Below are 19,044 nucleotides of genomic sequence, written 5' to 3' on the forward strand. Positions count from 1 at the left end.
CCTCCGGGGGCCGTGAGGGGCAGTCGGGGCCGCCGGGGCGTCCGGGACCGGGCCGGGGGCCGCGGGCCCGGAGAGCGCCTCCTGCGGCTCCGCCGGTGCCGGCTCCGTCGCTTCGGGGGCCGGGGATGCGCCGGGGCCGCGCCCGAGGGTCCGGCGGGGTGGGCGGCCGGCTTCGGCGGGAGAGGGCATTGCAGTCCAGGGAGGTACGGGGGGGCGGGCCCGATCGGCCCGCCCCAAGGCTCCCACGAACCCGGCCCGCGCGGCCCCCGGAGACCCGCGCCCCGCAGGGGGTGGCTCTTCAGGGGCTCGCGGCCCGCCGCGGGCAGGGCCGACAGGCGGCGCCCGCCGGCGGTCGCGCCGGCGCGGGCCGGGGGGCGGGGGGTCGGGGGCCGTGGCCGACTGGCCGCAGGGGGCCGGGCAGCCGGGCGTCGGCCGCAGGGGGCGTGGGGCCGGGGAGTCAGCGGCCGCGGAGGCGGCGGACCAGGATGCTGGCGTCGCCGCGGGACTCCAGGTCCGCCAGGACGACCGCCACCGCCTCGCGGACGATGCGGCCGCGGTCCACCGCGAGGCCGTGCTCGCCGCGGAGCACCAGGCGGGCGTGCTCCAGGTCCATGAGCTCCTCGGCGGAGACGTAGACCGTGATCTTCTCGTCGTGGCGCTCGCGCCCGCTCGGCCGGCGGCCCGACCCGCGGCCGGCGCCCTTCCCGCGGCGGGTGGCCCCCGCGGGGGCGGCGGCCGCGGTGACAGAACCTTCCTGCGGCTGCCGCGGGGCTCCCACCACGGGGTCCGTGCGCTCCGTGCCGGCCGCTGCCTCCCGGCCCCGGCCCTCACCCGCCGTGCCCTCCGCCGCCACCGCCGAGTGGTCGGGCAGGGCCGCCGCGGCTTCCTCGCCGCCCCGCTTCGGCGAGGACGACTGCAGTGCCATCCCCCCGGTCGTACGGAACAGTTCGTCGGCTCCGGGCAGACTCACTCGGCGTGACACCGGGCGAGCACCTCCCTGGCCAGTTGGCGGTAGGCGGCGGCACCGACGGAGTTCGAGGCGTACGTGGTGATCGGCTCGCCGGCGACCGTGGTCTCCGGGAAGCGCACGGTGCGGCCGATGACCGTGTGGTAGACGTGGTCGTCGAACGCCTCGACGACGCGCGCCAGCACCTCGCGGCTGTGCACCGTGCGGGAGTCGTACATCGTGGCGAGGATGCCGTCGAGCTCCAGCTCCGGGTTGAGCCGCTCCTGCACCTTCTCGATGGTCTCGGTCAGCAGGGCCACGCCGCGCAGTGCGAAGAACTCGCACTCCAGCGGGACGATGACCTTGTGGGCCGCCGTCAGGGCGTTGACGGTCAGCAGGCCGAGCGAGGGCTGGCAGTCGATGACGATGTAGTCGTAGTCGTTCATCAGCGGCTTCAGCGCCCGCTGGAGCGTCGACTCGCGCGCGACCTCGCTGACCAGCTGCACCTCGGCGGCGGAGAGGTCGATGTTGCTCGGCAGGAGGTCCATGTTGGGGACCGCCGTCTTCAGCAGCACCTCGTCGGCCGACATGCCCCGCTCCATGAGCAGGTTGTAGACCGTCAGGTCGAGTTCCATCGGGTTCACGCCGAGGCCCACGGACAGCGCGCCCTGCGGGTCGAAGTCGACGAGGAGGACCCGCCGCCCGTACTCGGCGAGTGCGGCGCCCAGGTTGATGGTCGACGTGGTCTTGCCGACGCCGCCCTTCTGGTTGCACATCGCGATGATCTTCGCCGGACCGTGGTCGGTCAGCGGACCCGGGATCGGGAAGTACGGCAGCGGACGTCCGGTCGGGCCGATCCGCTCGCGGCGCTGGCGGGCAGCGTCGGGCGCGAGGGTGGCCGCGTACTCGGGGTCGGGCTCGTATTCCGCGTCGGGGTCGTAGAAGTGCCCCTCGGGCACCTGGTCGTAGTCGGCGAAACCAATGGGCGCATCGCCGCTGTGGTCGCCGGCCGTGGAGTTCACGTCTAGGCCGTCCATGCTCTTTTGGGGCGTCGTCATGTGCTGGTGGTTTGCGAACGTGCGGACTGCGACGGAGCCGACCGCTTCGAGCCCGGCCGGACCCTGGCCCCGCTCGGGCGTCCCTGCGCGACCACCCCCAGGAGTAAATGTCGACTCATTCACAAGTCGTCTTACCTCCTCGGACGTGACCAGGACACTTATCGATAGGTCAGCGTGGCACCATGCCGACGGTTGGCGACTCTATGGCGTGTCACCGCCCAGCGGCAACACAATCCACCGGACCGGCAACGATGTGTCGGCAACCGAACACCGCTCTGTCAAGGGCGTCGGACCCGTCACTGTGAAGTTTCGCAGGTGTGCGAAAGGGTTAAAGGGCTACCTTTGAGGCGAGTTGGGCCCGGCCGGCCCGCCCGCGGCAAACGCGCCCGGCCGGACCTTGCGCGCAAGGTCCGGCCGGGGACGTGAGATTGACGTCAGTCGTTGACGGGTCGTACGGCTCAGCCGAGCAGCGTGCCGATCTCCACGGACTCGAGGCCGTGGGCCTCGGCGACCGGGCCGTAAACGACCTTGCCCTCATGGGTGTTGAGGCCCAGGGCGAGCGCCGGGTCGCGGCGCAGCGCCTCGACCCAGCCGAGGTTCGCGAGCTGCACGATGTAGGGCAGCGTGGCGTTGGTGAGGGCGTAGGTGGAGGTGTTCGGGACGGCGCCCGGCATGTTGGCGACGCAGTAGAAGACCGAGTTGTGGACCTGGAAGGTCGGCTCGGCGTGCGTGGTCGGACGGGAGTCCTCGAAGCAGCCGCCCTGGTCGATCGCAATGTCGACAAGTACACTTCCGGGCTTCATCTTGGCGACGAGCTCGTTGGTGACCAGCTTGGGGGCCTTCGCACCCGGGATCAGCACGGCGCCGATCACGAGGTCGGCCTCGATGACGGCCTTCTCCAGCTCGTAGGCGTTGGAGACGATCGTCTTGACCTTGGTGCCGAAGATCTTGTCGGCCTCGCGGAGCTTGTTGATGTCCCGGTCGAGCAGGGTCACGTGGAAGCCCATGCCGATGGCGATCTGGACCGCGTTCCAGCCGGAGACGCCGCCGCCGATGACGACGCACTCGCCGGCGTGGGTGCCGGGGACGCCGCCCGGGAGCACGCCGCGGCCGCCGGCCGAGCGCATCAGGTGGTAGGCGCCGACCTGCGGGGCGAGGCGGCCCGCGACCTCGGACATCGGGGCGAGGAGGGGCAGCGCGCGGTTGGCGAGCTCGACCGTCTCGTACGCGATGGCGGTGGTGCCGGACTCCAGCAGGGCGTCCGTGCACTCGCGGGAGGCCGCCAGGTGCAGGTAGGTGAAGAGCGTCTGGTCCTTGCGGAGGCGGTGGTACTCCTCCGCGATGGGCTCCTTGACCTTCAGCAGCAGGTCGGCGGTCGCCCAGACCTCGTCGGCGGTGGGGAGGATCTCCGCGCCCGCGGCGACGTACTCGGCGTCCGAGATCGAGGAGCCGACACCGGCGTTCTGCTCGATGAAGACCTGGTGGCCATTGCGGACCAGCTCATGCACGCCGGCAGGCGTGATGGCGACCCGGAACTCGTTGTTCTTGACCTCGCGGGGGATGCCGACCTTCATCGTCGATCACGGTCCTTGGCTCAGGGGATTTTCGGGGCACTTCCATACATACCCGTCCACAAGGCGCGCAACGGGATGCACCACGAGATGACGTGGTGGAGCCAGTCTAATGAAGGATGAGGCGCTGTCTAGCCTTGCAAACCAATAATCTCAGTCGTTACCACTGCGGATTTCGCAGGCCGCGGGGTCATCTCCCAGCAGTCTGTCGGCCGCCGAGCGGTGCAGCCGGGCCGCCGCGGGATCACCCAGCCGGTCGAGGGTGTCGGCCAGCCTGACCTGGAGCGCGGCCTGCAGCCGCAGGTCCCCGGCACGGCGTGCGAGCTCGACCGCCTCCCGGCAGGTGTGCAGCGATTCCTCGGGCCGTCCGGCGTACTCCTGGATGCGGGCCATCTCGCTCAACGCCTTTGCCTGGCCGGGGACATCGCCCAGCTTCCGGTAGCCGGCGGCGGCCGCCCGCCAGGCGCGCAGCGCGTCCCCGTACCGGCCTGCATGGGTGTGCGCGTTGCCGAGCCGCCCGTACAGCCGGGCCTCGTCCGCCCGCTCCCCGCGGGCCAGTGCCTGGGCCAGGGCGCGGCCGAACCAGTCGGCGGCCCGCTGCCAGTCGGAGAGCTCCTGGTAGGCGCCGCCTACGGATTCCATCGCGCGGCCCGTCGCGTACGGGTCGTTCGCGGCGCGTCCGGCGTCCAGCGCGGCCCGGTAGCGCTCCAGGGCCTCCCGGGTCCGGCCCGTCTCGGCGTCGAGGTCGGCGATGTTCAGCAGGGCGGCGGCCTGCTCCCGGTACAGGCTGCGCCGCTCGGCGACGTCGAGGACCAGCCGGTGCAGCCCGTACAGCTCGGGGGCGGCGGCCGCGGTGCCCCGGTGCTCGGCCAGGGCCCGGACCAGGCCCGCGACGAGCCGGCGGGCCAGGGTGTCCAGGCCCCCGTCGGCGACGGCGAGGACCGCGGAGGCCGACAGGGCGGGCAGCCTGCTCTCCAGCCAGGTCGCGGCGGCCCGCCGGTCGGCGAAGCGCAGGGCTCGCGGCAGCCCGTCCAGCTGCTCGCGTACGCCCTCCGCGTCCTCCGGGCCGGCCATGGCGCCGCAGGAGTGCAGCAGGCGGACGGTGCGCTCCAGCATCCGGGCGCGGGCGAGCTGGACCTCGGCGGGCCGCTCCTTGGCCTCCAGCAGGCTGCGCAGCAGCGGGGCGAGGCAGCCGGGCAGCCGGAACAGGCCGTCGGGGGCGTGCCGGAGCAGGCCGAGGCCGGCGAAGTCCTCCAGGAGTGCCTGGGCGGCGGCCACGGAGCAGCCGGCCAGGGCGGAGGCGGTGTGCGAGTCGACGATCCCGGCGGGCGCGAGCGGCAGCAGCCGGAGGGTCCGCTGGGCCGGCTGCGGGAGGGACTCGTAGACGAGCCGGAAGGCCCGCCCGAGGGGCCCGGAGCTGCCCGCCGGCATGTCGTGGAGCTGCTTGGCGGTGTCGGAGACGGCGGCCTTGGGGCGGGCGGCGAGCCACCCGCCGACCATGGCGAGGACGGCGGGCAGTCCCCCGCACACCTCGGCGAGGTCTTCGGCGGCCCGCGGGTCGGCGGCGATGCGGGTGGTGCCGATGAGGCGGGCGAGCATCTCGACGGCGGCCGCGGGCTCCAGCCCGCCCAGAGTGCAGGGGCGGACGTCCGGGATTCCGGTGAGCGGGCCCTCTGCGGTCAGCACGACCAGGCACTCGGGGGTGTCGGGGAGCAGGGCGTCGACCTGGTAGGGGTCGGCGGCGTCGTCGACGAGCAGGATCACGCGCTTGCCGGCGACGGCGGCGCGCAGGACGGAGCTGAGCTCGTCCTCGGAGGCGCCCGGCGGGGTGGCCTCGCCGAGGCCCTCCAGCAGGGTCCGCAGGGCCCGCTCGGTGGTGGTGCCCTCGCCGCCGGGGGCGGTCAGCCGGACGCGCAGCACGCCGTCCGGGTAGTCGGCGGCGACCTGCCGGACGAGGGCCTCGGCGAGGGCGGTGCGCCCGGACCCGGGTCGGCCGGCGATGAGCAGGAGCCGGGCCCGGGGGGACTTGGCCTTGCGGCCGGAGAGGGTGTCGAGGCCCGTGCGCGCGATGTCCTCGCGCAGCTCCTTCAGCTCGCGCCGCCGCCCGACGAAATCCGCCACGGATCCGCTCCTCTCCCTGCCTTCGGGGTGCGAGCGTAGTTCACGCAGAGCGACGACCCGTGGCGGGCGGGGCGGGCACATCCCCCGATCGGATCAGCGGATGGTCACACCGCACCGCCGTTCGGGGGCCCGCCCCCGCGGGCGGGCGGCCTCAGGCCTCGTACGGGCGGGCCGGCCAGGGGGCCTGCGCCGGGCGCAGCGAGTCCGGGCCGCCCTCGGCTGCGAGGGCCGCCTGGAGGGCCAGGACGCCGTTGGCCAGGCCCGGGTTGCCGAGGTCTCCGGCGAGGACGCCGCGTACGAGGTCGGCGAGCGGTACCCGGGCCACCTCCATGTCGGCCTCCTCCTCCGACGCCTCGAAGCGGTCGCCCTCCGCGTCGGCGAGGCCGCGCGCGAGGAAGACCCGGACCGCCTCGTCGGAGCCGCCGGGCGAGGCGAAGAAGTCGACGAGCACGCGCCAGTCCTCGGCCTTGACGTGCGCCTCCTCGTACAGCTCGCGCTGCGCGGCGTGCAGCGGGTTCTCGCCGGGCACGTCGAGCAGGCCGGCCGGGAGCTCCCACAGCCGGTGCCGCACGGGGTGGCGGTACTGCCTCAGCACCAGGACGCGCCCCTGCTCGTCGTAGGCGAGGACGCACACGGAGCCGGGGTGGGCCTGGTAGTCGCGGGTGGCGGCGGAGCCGTCGGGCATGCGGACCTCGTCGGTGACGACCGCCGTCTTCTTCCCCTGGAAGGGGCGCCGGCTCGACAGCGTCTCCCACGACTCGGCCGTGTCCTTGATGATCATTCCCCGAAACCCTCCGCACATGTGACAGCCGGGGCACGGACGTCCGTGCCCCGGCTGTCTACCGTATGCCCTCGCTCAGGCCGTCACTTGCCGGTCTTGCGCTCCACCGCGGCCTTGACCAGGCCGGCGAAGAGCGGGTGCGGGCGCGTCGGGCGGGAGCGCAGCTCCGGGTGGGCCTGGGTGGCCACCAGGTAGGGGTGCACCTCGCGCGGGTACTCGACGTACTCGACGAGCTTGTTGTCCGGGGAGGTGCCGGAGAAGACGAGGCCGGTCTTCTCCAGCTCGCCGCGGTAGGCGTTGTTCACCTCGTAGCGGTGGCGGTGGCGCTCGTCTACGTACGCCTGGTCGCCGTAGACCTCGCGGACGATCGAGCCCTCGGCGAGCTTCGCCGGGTACATGCCCAGGCGCATGGTGCCGCCGAGGTCGCCGGCGCCCTCGACGAAGGCCAGCTGCTCCTCCATGGTCGAGATGACCGGGTGCGGGGTCGAGGGGTCGAACTCGGTGGAGTTGGCCTCCTCGATGCCGCCCAGGTTCCGGGCCGCCTCGATGACGACGCACTGCAGGCCCAGGCACAGGCCGAGCAGCGGGATCTTGTTCTCGCGGGCGTAGGTGATCGCGCCGACCTTGCCGTTCACGCCGCGGTCGCCGAAGCCGCCGGGGACGCAGACCGCGTCCACGTCCGCCAGCTGGGCGGCCGCGCCGGCCGGGGTCTTGCAGTCGTCGGAGGTAACCCACTTGATCTGGACGCGGGCCCGGTTGGCGAATCCGCCGGCGCGCAGCGCCTCGGTGACCGACAGGTAGGCGTCGGGCAGGTCGATGTACTTGCCGACGAGCGCGACCTTGACCTCGTGGTCGGGGTTGTGGACCCGGTCGAGGAGGTCCTCCCAGACCGTCCAGTCCACGTCGCGGAACGGCAGGTCGAGCTTGCGGACGACGTACGCGTCGAGGCCCTCGGTGTGCAGGACCTTCGGGATGTCGTAGATCGACTTGGCGTCGATGGCGGCGACCACGGCGGCCTCGTCCACGTCGCACATCAGCGAGATCTTGCGCTTGATGGAGGTCGGCACGTCCCGGTCGGCGCGCAGCACGATCGCGTCGGGCTGGATGCCGATGTTGCGCAGGGCCGCGACCGAGTGCTGGGTCGGCTTGGTCTTCAGCTCGCCGGAGGGGCCGATGTAGGGGAGCAGCGAGATGTGCACGACGAAGACGTTGTCGCGGCCGACCTCGTGGCGGACCTGGCGGACGGTCTCCAGGAACGGCAGGGACTCGATGTCGCCGACGGTGCCGCCGACCTCGGTGATGACGACGTCGACGTCCTCGGTCGCCATCCGCCGGATGCGGTGCTTGATCTCGTTGGTGATGTGCGGGATGACCTGCACGGTGTCGCCGAGGTACTCGCCGCGGCGCTCCTTGGCGATGACCGTCGAGTAGACCTGTCCCGTGGTCACGTTGGCCGAGCCGTCGAGGTCGACGTCGAGGAAGCGCTCGTAGTGGCCGATGTCCAGGTCCGTCTCGGCGCCGTCGTTGGTGACGAACACCTCGCCGTGCTGGAACGGGTTCATGGTGCCCGGGTCGACGTTCAGGTACGGGTCGAGCTTCTGCATGGTGACCCGCAGGCCGCGCGCCTTCAGCAGCGCACCCAGGCTGGAGGCCGTGAGGCCCTTGCCGAGGGACGAGGCGACACCTCCGGTGACGAAGATGTGCTTGGTCGTCAGGGATTTGGGCGGCATCGCCAAGAGGGGGCTCCCGTGGTCGCGAAGTGAGGTGCGTCCGGCGCCGGCCACCGTCGAACCGGAAGGTCTCAGGGGGCGCCGAAGCTGCGGTTTCGGGGTGCCTGATTCGCACAGGCAGACCACCGGTCCACGGGGTACCAGCCTATCAGCGCCCGGCGCGCTCCGCCTCCGGGCACGCCCCGCCACGGCCGCCCCACGCTGCGCGACGGGCCGCCCGCTGAGCCGGTCGGGCGGCATCCGCGCCGGTCACCCGTTCGGCCGAGCGGCATTCCCCCGAGACTTCAGGGGATCACTAGGCTGCCGTCATATCCTGCTCGGATATCGCTCCACATCGCCGCCGAGCAGTCCGGCAGACGGCGTAACCCGGCCGCATCCGGAATCATGAGCTCAGTGCGGGGATCCACACACGGAAGACCGCGCAACCGCGCAATGCAAGCGCCCTTCGGGGCGGACGTGGCCGTTCGACTGGAGAGGCATCGTGTCCGGGCGCATCGAGGATTACGCACTGATCGGAGACACGCAGACCGCCGCACTGGTCTGCCGGGACGGATCGGTGGACTGGCTGTGCCTTCCCCGCTTCGACTCCCACGCCGTCTTCGCGAGCCTTCTCGGAACGGAGGACCACGGATTCTGGCGGATCGGCCCGGCCGGCCAGGCCGGAGCCGCGGCCCCGTACGCCGACCGCCGCCGCTACCAGGGCGACTCGCTGGTGCTGGAGTCCGAGTGGGACACCCCGCGCGGCACCGTCAGGGTGATCGACTTCATGCCGCCGCGCGAGGACCACGCCCCCCAGCTGGTCCGCATCGTGGAGGGCGTCAGCGGGCGGGTGCCCATGCGGTCCTCGCTGCGCATGCGGTTCAGCTACGGGCGGGTCGTGCCCTGGGTCCACAAGGTGGACCAGCGCACCGTGGCCGTCGCCGGCCCCGACTCGGTGTGGCTGGACACCGACGCGCAGACCTACGGCAAGGACCTGACGACGTACTCCGACTTCACCGTCGGCCCCGGCGACCGGGTGGCCTTCTGCATCAGCTGGGCGCCCTCGCACCGCGCCGCGCCCGAGGTCCCCGACGCGGCGGCCGCGCTGGCGGCGACCACCGCGTTCTGGCGCGAGTGGGTCGACCACTGCACGTACCACGGCCCCTACCGCGAGGCGGTCGTCCGCTCCCTGATCACGCTCAAGGCCCTCACGTACGGGCCGACCGGCGGGATCGTCGCCGCCCCGACCACCTCCCTGCCGGAGGAGATCGGCGGCGTGCGGAACTGGGACTACCGCTACACCTGGCTGCGCGACGCCGCCATCACCCTCTCCTCGCTGCTGCGCACCGGCTACCGCGAGGAGGCCCAGGCGTGGCGCGAGTGGCTGCTGCGGGCCGTCGCCGGCGACCCGGAGAACCTGCAGATCATGTACGGGATCGCCGGCGAGCGGGAGCTCGGCGAGACCGAGCTGGACTGGCTCCCCGGCTACGAGGGCTCCCGCCCCGTCCGTGTCGGCAACGGCGCAGCCCACCAGCTCCAGCTGGACGTCTACGGCGAGGTCACCGAGGCCCTGCACCTCGGCCACATGACGGGCCTGGCCCGCAACGACTACGCCTCGGTGCTCCAGCTGAAGCTGATCAAGTACCTGGAGCAGCACTGGGACCAGCCCGACGAGGGCATCTGGGAGGTCCGCGGCCCGCGGCGGCACTTCGTCCACTCCAAGGTGATGGCCTGGGTGGCGGTGGACCGGACGATCAAGCTGATCGAGAGCGGCGACGCGGACGGCCCGCTGGAGCGGTGGCGCGAGCTGCGCGACGAGATCCACCAGGACGTCTGCGAGAAGGGCTACGACAAGGAGCGCAACACCTTCACGCAGTCCTACGGGTCCAAGGAGCTGGACGCCTCGCTGCTGCTGATCCCGCAGATGGGCTTCCTGCCGCCGGACGACAAGCGGGTCATCGGCACCATCGAGGCGATCCAGCGCGAGCTGTCCACGCCCGACGGGTTCATCCTGCGCTACCCGACCGCGGGCGAGGAGGCGGGCGTGGACGGGCTGGAGGGCGACGAGGGCGCCTTCCTGGCCTGCTCGTTCTGGATGGCCGACGACCTGGCGATGATCGGCCGGGTCGACGAGGCCCGCCACCTCTTCGAGAAGCTGCTCGCCCTGCGCAACGACCTGGGCCTGCTGGCGGAGGAGTGGGACCCGCGCCTCCAGCGGCAGGTGGGCAACTTCCCGCAGGCGTTCAGCCACGTCCCCCTGATCGACACCGCGCTGCGGCTGACCGCGAGCGGCGCGTACGGGGGCTGACCGGGACCGCCGGGCGGCGGGCTGCTTGCGGCGCGCCGCTTCCGGCGCGCCGCCCGGGTGGGGCCCGCCTACCCTGGAGGGGTCCCTCGACCGCTCGGGAAGGAGGGGTAGGCGATGGCTCCCCTCTCCAAGGCGGGCAATGCGCTCGCCGCGCTCCGCGAGGACCTCGCCGGCGACGTCTTCGCCCCCGGCGATCCGGGCTACGACGACGCCCGGCGCATCTTCAACGCCATGATCGACCGGCGGCCCGCCGTGATCGCCCGCTGCGAGAGCGTCGAGGACGTCGTCACCGCCGTCCGCTTCGCCCGCGACCTCGACCTGCCCATTGCCGTGCGCGGCGGCGGCCACAGCGTCGCAGGCATGTCCCTGAACGACGGCGGCCTCGTGATCGACCTGCGCCTGATGAACGACGTGGCGGTCCACCCGGCGGCCCGGGCCGTCCGCGTCGCCGGCGGTGCCGTCATGGGCGACCTCGACCGGGCCTGCGAGCCGCACAAGCTCTCCACGACCGGAGGACGTGTCTCCACCACCGGCGTCGGCGGCTACGTCCTCGGCGGCGGCAGCGGCTGGACCGACCGCAAGTTCGGCCTGGCCGTCGACAACCTCCTCGGCGCCGAACTCGTCACCGCCGACGGCACCGTCGTGGAGGCGACGGCGGAGGAGAACCCCGAGCTGTTCTGGGCCCTCCACGGCGGCGGCGGCAACTTCGGCATCGCCACCGCGCTCACCCTGCGCCTGCACGACCTGCCCGCCTTCTCCTTCGCGCTGGTGATGGCGGCGCCCGAGCACGGGCCCGCGCTGGCCCGCGCCTACCGGGACGTCGTGGAGGAGGGCCCCGACGACCTCGGCGGCGGGTTCATCTACCTGACCGGCCCGCCGGAGGACTTCGTCCCGCCGCACCTGGCCGGCACCCTCCTCGCCTGCGCGCTCCTGACGTTCACCGGACCCGAGGAGGGCGTCCGCAAGGCGGCCGCACCGCTCCTGGCCGTCCCGCACGAGGCCGAGCTCATCGCCGAGCTGCCCTACGCGGAGTTCGCGTGCATGCTCGACGACCCGCCCGGCCTGCGGAACTACTGGTCCGCCGAGTACCTGACGGGCGCGCCCGACGACATGCTGGACGTCTTCTGCTCCCGCGCCGAGTCCATGCCCGTACCGTCCAACTGCCAGCACGTGCTGTTCCCGCAGGGCGGCGCGATCGCCGCGGGCCCCCGGCAGTGGCCGGTGCCGTACCGGGACGCCCCCTGGGTCGTGCACCCCTTCGGCGTGTGGGAGGACCCCGCCGACGACGAACGGGCCATGGCGTGGGTGCGGGGCGTCCGCGCCGACGCCCGGCCCTGGAGCACCGGCGCCGTCTACCTCAACTTCACCGGCGACGAAGGGCCCGAGCGGATCGTCGCCGGCGTCGGCGCGGAGAACCTGCACCGGCTGCGCACCGTGAAACGGGAGTACGACCCCGACAACGTCTTCCGCTTCAACCACAACATCACCCCCCTGTAGCCGGACGGGGACCGTGCCCGCGGACGCCGCCCCGCCTTGGAACGACGCCGGACGCCCGGTAGCGTCCCGCGGCATGGACAACCAGGGCGGGATCACCGTTCAGCGGGCCCTCGAGCTCCCCGGACTGCGCAGCGGGCTGCCGGAGGTGGTGGCGTGCGCCGACCGCCTGGGCCGCACCGTGCGCTGGGTCCACGCCGGCGAGGTCCCCAACATCGCGTCGCTCCTCAAGGGCGGGGAGCTGCTCCTGACGACCGGACTCGGGCTCGGCACCCGGCCCGCCGAGCAGCGGGCGTTCGTACGCCGCCTCGCGGAGCGCGGTATCGCAGCCCTGGTCGTCGAGCTGGGGCCGCGCTTCACCCGGCTGCCCGCGACCCTCGTCGACACGGCGCGGGCAGCCGGGCTGCCGCTGGTGCAGCTGCACCGCGAAGTGCCGTTCGTGGCGGTCACGGAGGAGGTCCACACCGAGATCGTCAACGGGCACTATGCGCTCCTCCAGCGGGCCGAGGAGGTGTACGGGCGCTGCACGCAGGCCCTCCTCGGCGGCGGCGGCATCCCGCAAGTGCTGCGCATCCTCGCCGACTTCACGGCGAACCCCGTGTTCCTGGAGACACCCGACGGGCAACTGCTGTACGGCGCCGGCCCCGTGGCGGGCGAGGCCGCGGCCGACCCGCTCCAGGTATGGGAAGGGCTGCGCGGCCAGCGGGCCGCCGAGCCGTCGGGCCACGCCGTCGTCGTCGACGTGCCCGGCGGCGGGCCCGGCACCGGCTCCGTCCGGGCGCGGCTCGTCCTGCTCGGGGTGTCGGCGCCGCTGCTGCCGGTGCACCGGATGGCCGCCGAGCGGACCGCGGGCGTCCTGGCGGTGGTCATGATGCAGGCCCGGCAGGAGGAAGAGCTCGCGGCACGCGGCCGCGGCGACTTCCTGACCGACCTCGCGGAGGGCCGCATCTCCGCCGAGGACGCCCCCGCGCAGGCCCGGGTGCTCGGGTTCCGGCCCGGCGACGGGCCGCTGCTGCCGGTGGTGATGCGGCTGTCGGCCGACCTCGGGCCGTCGGGGAACTGGGCCGTGCTGGCCCGGGCCGTCCTGGAGGAGCTGTCGGCGGTCGGCGTGCCGGTGCTGCTCGGAGTGCGGCCCGTGGAGGGCAGGGTGCCGCTGCTGGTGTCGCTGCGCGCCGAATCCGAGCGGACTGCCGTCGCCGACCGGGTCGCGGCCGCGCTGCGCGCCGGCCTGGAACGGGCCGGGCTGGAGCGGGCCGGGGCGCCCGCGGCCGTCGTCGTCGGCGTTGCCGGCGGCTGGGCGGCCGCCTCGGCCGGGCTGCGGCACGCGGCCGAAACCGCCACCGCCGCCCACGGCCTGCCGGCCCGGCCCTGGTACGACGCCCGCCGGCTCGACATCGACCTGCTGCTGTGGCGGCTCCGGGAACATCCCGACCTGGCGGCGTTCGTCGAGCGGGCGATCGGGGCGCTGCGCGCCCACGACGCGGTGGCGCGGCCGGCGCTGCTGCCGACGTTGGAGACGTACCTGGCCCATGCGGGCCGCAAGGCGGAGACCGCGCGCGAGCTGCACCTGAACCGGCAGACCCTGTACAACCGGCTGGCCCGCATCGCCGACCTCCTCGGCACCGACCTGGACGACCCGGAAACGGTGCTGTCCCTGAGCCTGGCCCTCCGAGCCCGCCGCCACACGACCCCCTGAGCCCGCGCGGGCTGGATTCAGCGGCCCGTCGTCGCCACGTGCCGCGCATGGAGGCCATCTCCTCACCAGCCATCGCGATGACACTGGCCCACTCCAGCCCCAGAGGCACGGGCCCCGCCCCAGCCTCGCCGACAACTGAGGCACAGACCCCGAACCAGCCGCTGGCGATTGTGGCGCAGGCCCCCAACCCGCCCCCGCCGGGCATGAGGCGAACGGGGCCCAGCCCAGCGCGCCGACGGCCGAGGCGCACGGGGGTCCCGGTCCAGCCCCGCCGGCGTTTGAGGCGCGGGGTCCGGGGCAGCGCCGCCGTGTCGGCTCTGGGGGGAGAGTCAGCGGCGGTGGGTGAGTTCGTCGTAGACGGACAGGATCTGGGCCACCGTGTCGTCCTCCGACGGCCAGGTCGCCGCCTGCGCGCGGCCCGCGTCGGACAGGTCGCGGCGGCGGGCCGGGTCCGCGAGGAGGGCCGCCACGGCTGCGGACAGGGCGTCCGGGTCGCCGTAGGGGACCAGTACCCCGGCCTCGCCGATCAGTTCGGGTACGCCGCCGACCTCCGTCGCCACCAGCGGCACGCCGGCCCGCAGTGCCTCCTGCGCGAGCAGGGACCGCGCCTCCCAGCGGCTGGGCAGTACCGCCACGTCGGCCGCCGCGAGCAGCCGGGCGGCGTCCCGGCGGCGTCCGAGCAGCCGGACGGGCAGGCCTTCGGCCTCGATGCGCCCGGCGAGCTCGGCCCGCATGGGCCCTTCTCCGGCGATGACGACGAGCGGGGCGGGGTCGAGGCCGCGCCAGGCCCGGGCGGCGTCGAGCAGGAGGCTGTACCCGCGGTGCGGGACCAGGCTGCCGACGGCGATGACGAGGGGCCGCCCGACCGCGCCGAGCTCCGCCCGGGTCTTGCCGGGGTCGGCGGCCTCGGCCCGCCCGCCGGGTGCGGCCGGCACGGCGTGCCGGGCGAGCCGTACGTCCCGGGCCCCGCGGGCACGTGCGAGGTCCACCTGGGCCGAGGAGCTGCCGAGGACCACGGCGGCGGCGCGGGCGACGTGCCGTTCGAGGAGGCGGCCGAGCCGCCCGAGGGAGCCGTCGGCGCCGGGCCCGCCTCCCGCCCAGGTGACGACGAGCGGTACGCGCCGCCCGCGCAGGGCGAGGAGGGCCCGGGCGGCGGCCCGGACGCCGTGGGCGTGCACCACGTCCGCGCCGGCGCACACGGCGCGCATGGCGCTCACCGCGTCGGGCGCGAACTGCGCGCCGGCGCCGGTGAAGTCGTACTCCCCTTCCGCTTCGACGGGCGCGCACACGGTGACCCGTACCCCGCGCGCGGCGAGCCCGGTGGTCAGCGACCGGACGTGCGCGCTGCTGTCCGCGCCGGCGCCGCCGAGGACCTGGACGGTGCGCAGGGGCGGCCGCCCGTACGGCTGTGCGGGGGCCGGGGCCGGGACCGGGGCCGGGGAGCTGCTCACTGGCCGGGGGCTCCTGGGTGAGGGGGCAGAGTCGCCGCCCAGGATGCCAGGGCGTACGCGCGTTCCGCGTCGATACGGGGTCGGATCCGGTACGAGATACCGTCACGCGCCCCTGAGCGTCACCCACACGGCGTAGTGTCCGTCATCTTCGCGCCACCCCCGCGCCACCCCGGGGCCGCTCCGGCGCGTGCGCGGGGGCGGCCCCGGGGCGCGGCATGCGCGCCGGGGCCGCCCCCGGGTGCTGCGCTACGCGTCGGCGCGCGCCGCGGCGAGGAGTTCCTCGGCGTGGGCGCGGGCGGAGACGGAGTCCTCGTGGCCGGCGAGCATCCGCGAGAGTTCGCGGATGCGGGCTTCGCCCTCCAGGACGGTGACGCCGCTGCGGGTGACGGAGCCGTCGTTGGTCTTCTCGACGAGGAGCTGCCGGTCGGCGAAGGCCGCCACCTGCGGCAGGTGGGTGACGACGACGACCTGGGCGGACTTGGCGAGCTTGGCCAGGCGCCGCCCGACCTCGACGGCGGCCTTGCCGCCGACGCCGGCGTCGACCTCGTCGAAGAGGTACGTGGGGACGGGGTCGGAGCCGGCGAAGACGACCTCGACGGCGAGCATGACGCGGGAGAGCTCACCGCCGGAGGCGCCCTTGGCGATGGGCCTCGGCTGGGCGCCGGGGTGCGGGGCGAGGAGCAGTTCGACCTCGTCCGCGCCCGTCGGCCCGTAGGCGACCGCCCGGCCGCCGACTTCGACGCCGTCGTCCTCGTCGGCGGCCTCGGCCTGCCGGATGTCGATGGTGACGCGGGCGTGGGGCATCGCGAGGGAGGCCAGTTCCCCGGTGACGGCTGCGGCGAACCGGGTCGCCGCCTCGACGCGGGCGTCCGTCAGGGCCTGGGCGAGCTGGGAGAGTTCGGCCCGCAGCCCGTCGCGTTCGGCGGTCAGCTCGGCGATCCGCTCGTCGTCGCCGTCGAGTTCGAGGAGCCGCGCGGCGCTCGTCTGCGCCCATTCCAGTACCGCGTCGACGGAGTCGCCGTACTTGCGGGTGAGCTGGGTGAGGGCGGCCCGGCGCTCTTCCACGGCGGCGAGCCGCAGCGGGTCGGCGTCGAGGTCGTCGGCGTATCCGGCGAGTTCTCCGGCGACGTCGGCGAGCAGGATCTGGACCTCGCCGATGCGCTCGGCGAGTGCACCGAGGACCGGGTCGTGGGAGCGTACGGCCTCCAGGGCCCGGTGGGCGCCGGCGACGAGCGTGGTGGCGTCGACGCCTTCCGGGTCCTCGACGTCGCCGGCGAGCGCGGCGTGGGCGATCTGCGCGGCGGAGGCGAGCGCTTCGGCGTGGCCGAGCCGTTCGGCCTCGGCTGCGAGTTCCGTGTCCTCGCCGGGCACCGGCTCGACGGCGGCGATCTCCTCCAGCCCGAAGCGCAGGAGGTCGGCCTCCTGGGCGCGCTCGCGGGCGCGGGTGGTGATCTCCTCCAGTTCGGCGGCGACGGCCCGCAGCCGCCGGTAGGCGGCCCCGTACTTCTCCAGCGGGACGGCGACGGCGTCGCCGGCGTACCGGTCGAGGGCCTGGCGCTGCCGGGCGGGCCGCAGCAGGCCCTGCTGGTCGGTCTGGCCGTGGACGGCGACGAGGTCGTCGGCGAGCTCGCCGAGCAGCCCGACGGGCACGGAGCGGCCGCCGACGTGGGCGCGCGAGCGGCCTTCGGCGGACACGGTCCGGCTGATCAGGAGGGCGCCGTCGTCGAGCTCGGCGCCGGCCTCCTCGGCGCGTACGGCGGCCGGGGCGCCGGGGCGCATGACGATGCGCCCCTCGACGACCGCCGCCTTGGCCCCGATCCGTACGAGGGCCGGGTCGGCGCGCCCGCCGAGCAGCAGCCCGAGGCTGGTGACGACCATCGTCTTGCCGGCGCCGGTCTCGCCGGTCACCGCGGTGAATCCGGGCGACAGCTCGACCACCGCGTCGTCGATGACGCCCAGGGACCGTATCCGCATCTCCTCAAGCACGGGACGACCATACCGAGGTTTCACCGATGGCATGTGACGTCACCCGCCGGGAATTCTTCGAACGGATGTGCTATTGAATGGTCGTCCGCGGCCCGGGCGGAGCGGCCCCGTCCGCACAGCCGCCGGCCGGCGGTCAGTCCTGGTGCGGCGCCCCGCGCCAACCCGACACCGGCAGCGCGAACTTGGCGACGAGCCGGTCCGTGAACGACGCGTGGTGCAGCCGCGCGAGCCGCACCGGCACCGCGCCGCGGCGGACCTCGACGCGCGCCCCGGCGGGCAGCTCCAGCATCCGACGGCCGTCGCACCACAGCACGCCGTGCAGGGTCCCGGGCTGCACCTCGACGGCGAGCACCGAGTCCGGCGAGGTCACCAGCGGCTTCGCGAACAGCGCGTGCGCGCTGATCGGCACCATCAGCAGGGCCTCGACCTCGGGCCACACCACGGGGCCGCCCGCGGAGAACGCGTACGCCGTGGAGCCGGTCGGCGTCGCGCAGACGATCCCGTCGCAGCCGAACGCCGAGACGGGGCGGCCGTCGATCTCCAGGACGACCTCCAGCATCCGCTCGGGCGACACCTTCTGCACGGCGGCCTCGTTCAGCGCCCAGTCGCGGTGGACGACGTCCCCGTTGGAGCGGACCATCACGTCGAGCGTCATGCGGTCCTCGACCTCGTACGCCCGCGTCACGACCCGGTCGACGACCCGGTCGAGGTCGTCCCGCTCGGCCTCGGCGAGGAACCCGACGTGGCCCAGGTTGACGCCGAGCATCGGCACCCCGGAGCCGCGCGCGAACTCCGCGCCGCGCAGCAGGGTCCCGTCGCCGCCGAGGACGATCAGCAGCTCGCAGCCTTCGAGCACCTCGGGCGTGCACTCGGCGACCAGTTCCGCCTCGGGCGGCAGCGGCAGGTCCCGCGCCTCGTCCTCCAGGACCCGTACGCCGAGCCCGCTCTTGACGAGGCCCCGGACGACGAGCTCGGCGCTGCGGATGGCGGCCTGCCGCCCGGTGTGGGCGAGCAGGAACACCGTCCGCCGCCCCTCCCCCGCCCTGCCGCCCGCCCCCGCCGGCTCCGCCGGTTCCGTCCCGCCGTTCGATCCCGCTGAATCTGTCACTGCGGCCCCTCCGCCACTGCACGGTCGACATCCGCCGGGTCGAGTGCCGGTGCCCCCGCCCGCAGCCACAGAAAGTACTCGACGTTGCCCGAGGGGCCCGGCAGCGGACTGGCGGTCACCCCGAGCACGCCCAGGCCCAGCCGGGCCGCCTGCTCGGCGACGCCGCGCACGGCCTCGGCCCGCAGCTCGGGGCTGCGGACGACGCCGCCGCTGCCGAGGCGCTCCTTGCCGACCTCGAACTGCGGCTTGACCATCAGCACCAGGTCGGCGCCGGGCGCGCAGCAGGCGACGAGCGCCGGCAGGACCAGTCCGATCGAGATGAACGACAGGTCGCCGACGACGAGGTCGACGGGGATGCCGTCGATCTGCTCCAGGGTCAGCTCGCGGACGTTGGTGCGGTCCTTGACGGTGACCCGCTCGTCGCTCTGGAGCGACCAGGCGAGCTGCCCGTAGCCGACGTCCACGGCCATGACGTGGGCGGCCCCGGCGCGCAGCAGTACGTCGGTGAAGCCGCCGGTGGAGGCGCCTGCGTCGAGTGCCCGGCGGCCTTCGACGACGAGCCCGAGCGGCCGGAAGGCTGCGAGCGCGCCGGCCAGCTTGTGGCCGCCCCGCGAGACGTAGTCGGGGTCGCTGTCGTCCTTGAGGACGACGAGGGCCGCGCTGGTCTCGACCTGGGTGGCCGGCTTGGTCGCGGTGGTCCCGCCGACGGTGACGCGGCCCGCGGCGATCAGCTGGGCGGCGTGCTCCCGCGAGCGGGCCATGCTGCGGCGTACCAGTTCGGCGTCCAGGCGGCGGCGTGCCACTCCTGCCACGTT

The 19,044-nt window shown here is 74.1% G+C and carries 13 protein-coding genes; 3 read left to right on the top strand and 10 right to left on the bottom strand.

The genetic code is table 11. The features are described 5' to 3' along the window. Window positions 1-457: 457 nt before the first annotated feature. From C0216_RS22150 to C0216_RS22175, 6 genes are all read right to left on the bottom strand, one after another. Window positions 458-982, bottom strand: coding sequence for a hypothetical protein (locus C0216_RS22150; protein ID WP_174250438.1), 525 nt, complete (start codon window positions 980-982; stop codon window positions 458-460). Continuing rightward, complete coding sequence (locus tag C0216_RS22155) at window positions 967-2,127, bottom strand: ParA family protein (protein WP_114056969.1); 1,161 nt, start codon at window positions 2,125-2,127, stop codon at window positions 967-969. Before C0216_RS22155 ends, C0216_RS22150 begins: the two co-directional genes overlap by 16 nt. A gap of 335 nt (window positions 2,128-2,462) precedes the next feature. Beyond that, entirely contained in the window at window positions 2,463-3,578 is a 1,116-nt protein-coding gene (gene ald, locus C0216_RS22160; protein ID WP_114056970.1) for an alanine dehydrogenase, read from the bottom strand. A gap of 150 nt (window positions 3,579-3,728) precedes the next feature. Continuing rightward, window positions 3,729-5,777 carry a tetratricopeptide repeat protein gene (locus tag C0216_RS22165; RefSeq protein WP_114056971.1) on the bottom strand — a complete coding sequence of 683 codons (2,049 nt, stop codon included), beginning with the start codon at window positions 5,775-5,777 and terminating at the stop codon, window positions 3,729-3,731. 70 nt (window positions 5,778-5,847) lie between these two features. Beyond that, the gene (locus C0216_RS22170; RefSeq protein WP_114056972.1) at window positions 5,848-6,477 is read right to left on the bottom strand and encodes an NUDIX domain-containing protein; all 630 of its coding nucleotides are present in this window, start codon (window positions 6,475-6,477) and stop codon (window positions 5,848-5,850) included. Window positions 6,478-6,560: 83 nt separating this feature from the next. Further along, window positions 6,561-8,207 carry a CTP synthase gene (locus tag C0216_RS22175; protein WP_114056973.1) on the bottom strand — a complete coding sequence of 549 codons (1,647 nt, stop codon included), beginning with the start codon at window positions 8,205-8,207 and terminating at the stop codon, window positions 6,561-6,563. A gap of 481 nt (window positions 8,208-8,688) precedes the next feature. Between C0216_RS22175 and C0216_RS22180 the strand changes: the two genes are divergently transcribed. The 3 genes from C0216_RS22180 (at window position 8,689) to C0216_RS22190 (ending at window position 13,684) form a co-directional block, all read left to right on the top strand. Continuing rightward, entirely contained in the window at window positions 8,689-10,494 is a 1,806-nt protein-coding gene (locus tag C0216_RS22180) for a glycoside hydrolase family 15 protein (protein ID WP_114056974.1), read from the top strand. A gap of 114 nt (window positions 10,495-10,608) precedes the next feature. Beyond that, window positions 10,609-11,991, top strand: a complete 1,383-nt coding sequence (locus tag C0216_RS22185) for an FAD-binding oxidoreductase (protein ID WP_114056975.1) — start codon at window positions 10,609-10,611, stop codon at window positions 11,989-11,991. Window positions 11,992-12,064: 73 nt separating this feature from the next. Then, window positions 12,065-13,684, top strand: coding sequence for a PucR family transcriptional regulator (locus C0216_RS22190; protein ID WP_114056976.1), 1,620 nt, complete (start codon window positions 12,065-12,067; stop codon window positions 13,682-13,684). Between the two features lie 329 nt (window positions 13,685-14,013). Here C0216_RS22190 and C0216_RS22195 read toward each other — a convergent pair whose 3' ends face one another. The 4 genes from C0216_RS22195 to C0216_RS22210 all read right to left on the bottom strand — a co-directional run bounded on the left by C0216_RS22195 (window position 14,014) and on the right by C0216_RS22210 (window position 19,041). Next, complete coding sequence (locus C0216_RS22195; protein ID WP_114056977.1) at window positions 14,014-15,135, bottom strand: glycosyltransferase family 4 protein; 1,122 nt, start codon at window positions 15,133-15,135, stop codon at window positions 14,014-14,016. A gap of 246 nt (window positions 15,136-15,381) precedes the next feature. Further along, window positions 15,382-17,109 (bottom strand): DNA repair protein RecN, encoded by a 1,728-nt coding sequence (gene recN, locus C0216_RS22200; RefSeq protein ID WP_174250539.1) that lies wholly within the window; start codon window positions 17,107-17,109, stop codon window positions 15,382-15,384. Between the two features lie 145 nt (window positions 17,110-17,254). Beyond that, on the bottom strand, window positions 17,255-18,229 hold the full coding sequence (locus C0216_RS22205; protein WP_174250439.1) for an NAD kinase: 975 nt from the start codon (window positions 18,227-18,229) through the stop codon (window positions 17,255-17,257). Further along, a complete protein-coding gene (locus tag C0216_RS22210; RefSeq protein WP_114056980.1) occupies window positions 18,226-19,041 on the bottom strand; it encodes a TlyA family RNA methyltransferase in 816 nt (271 codons plus the stop codon). Before C0216_RS22210 ends, C0216_RS22205 begins: the two co-directional genes overlap by 4 nt. Window positions 19,042-19,044 lie beyond the last annotated feature (3 nt).

This window comes from Streptomyces globosus, assembly GCF_003325375.1.
GTDB lineage: Bacteria > Actinomycetota > Actinomycetes > Streptomycetales > Streptomycetaceae > Streptomyces > Streptomyces globosus_A.